Source organism: Anabaena sp. UHCC 0399 (assembly GCF_034931465.1).
Lineage (GTDB): Bacteria > Cyanobacteriota > Cyanobacteriia > Cyanobacteriales > Nostocaceae > Trichormus > Trichormus minutissimus.
Genome location: NZ_JAYGGZ010000047.1, coordinates 24323 through 31386 on the forward strand (window position 1 = coordinate 24323; position 7064 = coordinate 31386).

At 42.2% G+C, this 7064-nt stretch carries 5 protein-coding genes; all 5 read left to right on the top strand.

Annotation, left to right across the window (positions count from 1 at the left end; genetic code table 11):
* The first annotated feature begins 2 nt into the window (after window positions 1-2).
* The 5 genes from VB693_RS22080 to VB693_RS22100 all read left to right on the top strand — a co-directional run bounded on the left by VB693_RS22080 (window position 3) and on the right by VB693_RS22100 (window position 6995).
* Complete coding sequence (locus VB693_RS22080) at window positions 3-989, top strand: TIGR03885 family FMN-dependent LLM class oxidoreductase (RefSeq protein ID WP_323268135.1); 987 nt, start codon at window positions 3-5, stop codon at window positions 987-989.
* A gap of 283 nt (window positions 990-1272) precedes the next feature.
* A complete protein-coding gene (locus VB693_RS22085; RefSeq protein WP_190708544.1) occupies window positions 1273-1449 on the top strand; it encodes a beta-Ig-H3/fasciclin in 177 nt (58 codons plus the stop codon).
* Between the two features lie 156 nt (window positions 1450-1605).
* On the top strand, window positions 1606-3768 hold the full coding sequence (locus VB693_RS22090) for a glycogen debranching N-terminal domain-containing protein (protein WP_323268136.1): 2163 nt from the start codon (window positions 1606-1608) through the stop codon (window positions 3766-3768).
* A 109-nt stretch (window positions 3769-3877) separates the two neighbouring features.
* Window positions 3878-6601, top strand: a complete 2724-nt coding sequence (locus tag VB693_RS22095) for a cation-transporting P-type ATPase (protein ID WP_323268137.1) — start codon at window positions 3878-3880, stop codon at window positions 6599-6601.
* Between the two features lie 106 nt (window positions 6602-6707).
* Complete coding sequence (locus VB693_RS22100; RefSeq protein WP_323268138.1) at window positions 6708-6995, top strand: GIY-YIG nuclease family protein; 288 nt, start codon at window positions 6708-6710, stop codon at window positions 6993-6995.
* Window positions 6996-7064: the final 69 nt, after the last annotated feature.

The following is a 7064-nucleotide window of genomic DNA, read 5'->3' on the forward strand; positions in this document are numbered from 1 at the left end:
TTATGGCAAAGTTTGGTTATCATGCCTCCCACGAACAATTTAAGCCGAGTCAGCTTTTACAATATGTACAAGCTGCCTACCGAGCAGGATTTGAGCGTGTATCTTCCTCAGACCACTTTCATCCGTGGAGTGTGCGCCAGGGAGAAAGCGGTTTTGCTTGGTCTTGGCTAGGTGCAGCTATGCAATCAGTACCACTTACCTTTGGGGTAGTTTGCGCCCCCGGACAGCGTTATCATCCGGCAATTATTGCTCAAGCAGCAGCGACTCTGGCGGAAATGTTTCCTAAGCGGTTTTGGTTAGCCTTGGGAAGTGGTCAAGCCTTGAATGAAAAAATCACAGGCGATCGCTGGCCGGGCAAAATTGAACGCAATGTCCGCCTTAAGGAATGTGCTGATATCATTCGCACTCTCTGGACAGGAAAAACTGTCACTCATCATGGTTTAGTGCGGGTAGAAGAAGCAAAACTTTATACCTGTCCAGAAGTTCCGCCCTTAATTATTGGCGCAGCAATTACACCAGAAACCGCCGAGTGGCTGGGGGGATGGGTAGATGGACTAATTACAATTTCTCACCCCTACAAAAAATTAAAAGCCGTAGTCGATGCTTTTCAAAGAGGTGGCGGCAAAAATAAGCCGATGCACCTCAAAGTTCAACTTTCCTACGCTCAAGATGAAGAAACTGCCCTCAGAGGTGCTTATGAACAGTGGCGGACTAACATTTTTCAAAGTCCAGTATTAGCAAACCTCCAGAATCCTCAGCAATTTGATGCGGCGGCACAATTTATCAAACCGGAGGATATGTATGAATATGTGCGGATTTCAGCTGAAACCCAAAGACATATCGAGTGGTTACAGCAATACGTGGAACTAGGTTTTGAGGAAATTTATCTGCACAACGTCAACAAAGAACAGCAGAGGTTTATCGAATTTTTTGGTGAACAAATTCTGCCAGTAGTTGTAAGCGAAAAACAAACAGCTTTACCCGCTTAATTTGATTTTAAATCTTTATTATACAACCAAGGACAGATGTAAAAATTTACGAAATATTTCAGGATAAATCACGTCTTTGAAAAGCTGATTTTGTCATACTTCAGTAGACATTATTTAGTAAAGCATGGCGTAAATAGAACAACCATTATTTTTATCAGATTTTTGACTTTTGACCATGCCAATTTTAGATTGAAGAAAATCTGACATCCAAAATCCAACAACCAAAATTCGTTGATTTCACGGCCGTACTAACTTTTCCATGTACATTTTTACAAGAGGTATCATGAACCGAAACTTCATTTTGCTAGCTTCAAGTATTGGATTAAGTGTGTTGATTGGAGCTTGTGAACCTGCTACTCAAACCCCAACAACTGCACCACCACCCGCGACTCCTGTACCCGCAGTCCCACCTGAAACTCCGCCAACTGTAACTCCAGCCCCAACCCCTGCTGTCCCATAAAAAATCTCACAAGTGCAACACGATTGTAGAGGTGTTATAAGTTAGCATCTCTACATTACAAAGACTGCCATAATTTCTAGGATATTTAAAAAAAATCTGCATTTATTAATAACATAAATTATTGATCTATAAAAATATTGTTGATCGAATAAAACCATGAGAATAAATGTTGGTTCGCCAAATTTAACAATTAATCACGGTAGAACCTTTATGGTGTCTGATTTAGATGGCAATATAAACCCTGAAACTTCTCAGGGGATTTTTGCAGATGATACACGGTTTTTGTGTTACTACGCTTGTTATATTAACGGTAAAAATTGGATACGTCTGACCTCTACAACAACTGCTTATTATGCAGCGCGAATTTATCTGATAAACCCAGAATTTATTACTGATGATGGGTCATATGCTCAAGGTACTCTATCATTAATGATTAGTCGGGTTGCTAGTGAAGGTATCCGCGAAGAGTTACAACTAACCAACTATGGACTGAAAAAGGTTCATTTCAATTTAGAAGTTGCTTTGCGTTCAGACTTTGCTGATATCTTTGAGGTTGAGTCTCAAAATATTGTACGTCGTGGACAAATTGAAACTCAATGGCATAGGGAGCAGAGTGAACTTGTCACAACCTACAGCAATGATGATTTTTTTCGTTGTCTTAGCTATCGTTTAGCCAACTGTCCAGTAGAGCCGCATTATGGCAATGGGCGAATTATTTTTGAGATTACCTTAGAACCTGGCGCTAGTTGGAATACTTGTTGCTTTTACACCTTGGCAGATAACGAATATGTTCGCAAGCCCCTAGACTTGTCTTATGCAGCAGCTATTGAGACAGGTTTGGATAAGGTACAACAACAATGGCGAGACAATGTTACTGATGTTACCTCTACTGATGAAGATATTAATCGACTGTACCACCAATCAATAGAAGATTTGGGGGCGTTGCGCCTGTATGACTATAAATTTAGTGGGGATAGTTGGATACCTGCGGCGGGTGTACCCAAGTTTGTCACCTTATTTGGTCGTGATAGTTTGATTGTGAGCCTGCAAAATATGATTGTGCATCCTGGTTTCGTCAGGGGTACATTGCAAAAACTGGCAGAATTTCAGGCGCAAGATAGGGATGATTGGCGGGATGCTGAACCAGGTAAAATTCTGCACGAAGTTCGCATGGGTGAACTAGCGTATTTTAATAAAATACCGCACTCCCCCTATTATGGTGCTGCTGATACTGCTTCTTTGTTTTTAATTGCGTTGCATGAAGCTTGGAAGTGGTTAGGTGATGAGTCGTTGTTACAAAACTATCGGGATGTCGCTCGGCGTTGTTTAGAATGGATTGAACGATATGGCGACTTTGATGGCGACGGCTTGCAGGAATATCAAATGCGTTCCTCACAGGGATTGGAAAATCAAAGTTGGAAAGATTCCGGTGATGCGATCGCTTATCCTGATGATAGACAAGTAGATGCTCCTAAAGCTTTGTGTGAACTCCAAGGCTATGCTTTTGATGGCTATATGCGAATGGCAGAAGTTTTCGCTGTTTTGGGAGAAAGTAACTATGCTAGTGAACTACGTACTAAAGCAGCCAAACTACAAACAAAATTTGAACAGCAATTTTGGTGTGAAGATTTAGGCTTCTACGCCTTCACCCTCGACCCTGAAAAACAACCCGTTCGGACTATTGCTTCCAATCCTGGCCATTGTCTGTGGAGTGGTATCGTTAGTCGTGAACGTGCAGCGCGTGTAGTGCAACGCCTCATGCAAGCAGATATGTGGAGTGGCTGGGGTATTCGCACCATTTCCACCCAGAACTCTGCATATAATCCCTTTTCTTACCATTTGGGTTCAGTTTGGCCTCATGATAACGGTATGATTGCAATGGGATTTAAACGCTACGGTTTTGCTCAAGAAGCGGTGCAGGTAGCGAATGGCATTTTTGATGCTGCTAAATATTTTGCTAGTTACCGTTTACCAGAACTCTATGCAGGAATTGAGCAAGAATTGGGAGCATTTCCAGTTCCCTATCTAGAAGCAAACGTACCACAAGCTTGGGCGGCTGCATCGGTGTTTCATCTTTTGCAAGCGATGCTGGGTATACAAGCGGATGCACCCAATAGCCAGCTTTACGTTGACCCATATTTACCGGAATGGTTGCCTAACATCACTCTCCGTAAGTTGGAAATTAACCATGCTTTGGTGGATTTAAAGTTTTGGCGTGAAAGTAACATAACCCGTTGGGATGCTTCTGTAACGCAGGGTGATGTTAAGGTAATACAACAAGCTTGGCAACCTTGGCGCATTGAACAATACGCCACTTAAACTGATTCCTGTCACTTTTCCATCATATTTATTGCCGATAATTTTGAATTGATTAGCTAACAACCAAATGGCTAACATTCCGCCTATGGGAAAATTTTAGGCCAATAAAATGACAGCAACAAATCAAAATACAATACAGCCACAGCAATGGCATAACTTGTCTGCATCAAAGGTGGCACAAAATTTAAACACTAATCTAGAAGCAGGTTTGACACCCAATGAAGTGACAAAACGAAGGGAACGTTTTGGTGCTAATGAACTCAAAGCTAAACCTGGAAAAAGTCCATTGGTGAGGTTTTTATTACAATTTAATCAGCCGTTGTTGTACATATTGATCATTGCAGGGGCAATCAAAGCCTTAATTGGACAATGGGTAAATGCTGGGGTAATTTGGGGCGTAACCCTAATTAACGCTATTATTGGTTTTATTCAAGAATCGAAAGCCGAAAGTGCGATCGCAGCTTTAGCGTCTTCAGTAGAAACTAATGCAACTATCCTCCGCAATGGTCAAAAGGTACAATTTCCCTCCCAGGAGTTAGTACCAGGGGATGTTGTCTTACTCGCTTCTGGCGATAAAGTACCCGCAGATTTGCGTCTTGTACAATCCCGCAATCTTCAAGTTAATGAATCAGCACTCACGGGTGAGTCGGTGGCTGTAGAAAAAAACACCCAACCACTCGATCAAGATGCAGTCTTAGCCGAACGCATTAATATGGCTTACGCTGGCAGCTTTGTTACCTTTGGCACTGGTAAAGGCATTGTAGTTGCTATTGGTGAAGCTACAGAAACTGGGCGTATCTCCCAACTAATGGAGCAAGGTACGAGCCTGAAAACTCCCCTAACGCGGAAATTTGATAAATTTAGCCGCACCCTACTATATATTATTCTTGGCATCGCTACGCTGACCTTTGCTGTTGGGTTGGGATATGGTAATTCATGGCCAGCAATGTTTGAAGCGGCGGTAGCCTTTGCTGTGAGTGCAATTCCCGAAGGTTTGCCTGCTGTAGTCACAGTCACATTAGCTATAGGTGTTTCTCGCATGGCTCGCCGTCATGCGATCGTGCGGAAGTTGCCAGCCGTGGAAACCCTCGGCGGTGCTACAGTTATCTGTTCTGATAAGACTGGAACGCTGACTGAAAACCAAATGACTGTACAGGCAATTTATACAGGTGGGGAACAATATACAGTCACTGGTACAGGCTATATTCCAGAAGGAGAAATTTTATTCCAGGAACAGCCAATAGATTGGCGCAATTATCCTGTTTTAGCGGAATGTCTGAAAGCGGGGTTGTTATGTAATGACTCACACTTAGAATATAAGGAAGAACAATGGCAAGTTGTCGGTGATCCCACAGAAGGAGCATTGATAGTTGTTGCAAATAAAGGGGAACTGGAACGCCGCACCTTAGAACAAGAAATGCCCAGATTGGATACTATCCCCTTTGAGTCTGAGTTTCAATACATGGCAACTTTGCATGAAGATGCTTCAGGTGTGAGGACTATCTATGTTAAGGGTTCAGTCGAGGCGATTCTCAAACGTTGTCAGCAAACATTAGATACTCAGGGTAATCCGGCTTCTGTAGATCCAGAAAACATACATCAAAAAGTTGATGCAATGGCGCATCAGGGTTTACGGGTGCTGGCTTTTGCCAAAAAATCTGTCTCAGCTGCTCAAGATGAACTAGATCATGCAGATATCGAAGCAGATTTGGTTTTTTTGGGATTGCAAGGAATGATCGATCCGCCTAGAGCAGAAGCGATCGCCGCCGTAGCCGCCTGTCAAAATGCTGGTATCCAAGTCAAAATGATTACAGGCGATCATGTAGTCACTGCACAAGCGATCGCGGAACGGATGGGCTTTAATCAAAATGGTCAAGTTCTGGCTTTCACAGGTAGCCAACTAGCCCAAATGGAAACATCAGAACTAGCTACCGCCATAGAAGACGGGGCTGTATTTGCGCGTGTTGCACCAGAACAGAAACTCCGCATCGTGGAAGCCTTGCAATCTAAAGGCGAAATTGTCGCCATGACTGGGGATGGTGTCAATGATGCACCAGCCTTAAAACAAGCAGAAATCGGGATTGCAATGGGGGGTGCGGGTACGGAGGTAGCCAAAGAAGCCGCAGACATGATTTTGACAGATGATAATTTTGCCTCTATAGAAGCGGCGATAGAAGAAGGGCGGACTGTATATCGAAACCTATTGAAAGTGATCGCCTTTATCTTACCTGTCAACGGCGGCGAATCAATGACAATTTTAATTAGTGTACTACTGGCTAGAGTATTACCAATTTTATCTTTACAAGTGCTGTGGCTCAATATGGTCAATTCCATCGCCATGACTGTACCCTTAGCCTTTGAGCCAAAGTCCCCACACGTAATGCAATGTCAGCCGCGTAGCCCCCGCGAACCCTTACTTTCCCGCAGTTTAATTAAGCGTATCCTGGCAATTTCTATCTTTAACTGGATTTTGATTTTTGGTGTGTTTGAATGGATGCGACAAACTACAGGCGATATCCCTTTAGCCTGGACAATGGCAATTCAGGCGTTAGTCGCTGGGAGATTATTTTATCTTTTAAGTATTAGTCAATTAGGAATGGCTATCATTAACCGATTACGGGGAATTAGACAAACATTCAGCGATGCTTCAGTCATGGGAATGGGCATTGCTTGTGCGATCATTTTACAGATTATATTCAGTCAATGGAGCTTGATGAATCGTTTATTTGCTACTGCGCCACTGAACTTACAACAATGGTTAATTTGTTTGCTTGTAGGCTTACCAATGATTCCCTTAGCAATACTAGTAAATCGTTTTGACCCTCTTGACTAAGGTGATAAATTATTGCGTAATCTAAATGCGATCGCACTTGATAATCATCAGGCGATCGTCATTGTGACGCAGGAAGAATCTAAAAACATCAAAGTAGTTAAAAAATATGAATAATTATTATATTTATATAATGACAAATAACTCAAAAACACTTTATACAGGTGTGACTAATGATTTAAATAGACGTGTTTACGAACATAAACAAAAAATAATTCCTGGTTTTACCCAAAAATATAATATTACTAAGTTAGTTTATTTTGAAGACACTTCGGATGTAAATACTGCGATCGCTCGAGAAAAGCAAATAAAAGGTTGGTTGCGTGAGAAGAAAATTGCTTTGATTGAGTCTATAAATCCTGAGTGGAAGGATTTAAGTACGGGTTGGTATGATTGAGATGCTTCCTGCGTCAGCATGACAGGTTTGCTATTTGTCATTCTGAGTGAAACGAAGAATCTCATGACT

Excerpts from the sequence above, each read along its gene's own strand:
- VB693_RS22080 (WP_323268135.1), top strand. The coding sequence starts at position 3 with ATGGCAAAGTTTGGTTATCATGCCTCCCACGAACAATTTAAGCCGAGT.
- VB693_RS22085 (WP_190708544.1), top strand. The coding sequence starts at position 1,273 with ATGAACCGAAACTTCATTTTGCTAGCTTCAAGTATTGGATTAAGTGTG.
- VB693_RS22090 (WP_323268136.1), top strand. The coding sequence starts at position 1,606 with ATGAGAATAAATGTTGGTTCGCCAAATTTAACAATTAATCACGGTAGA.
- VB693_RS22095 (WP_323268137.1), top strand. The coding sequence starts at position 3,878 with ATGACAGCAACAAATCAAAATACAATACAGCCACAGCAATGGCATAAC.
- VB693_RS22100 (WP_323268138.1), top strand. The coding sequence starts at position 6,708 with ATGAATAATTATTATATTTATATAATGACAAATAACTCAAAAACACTT.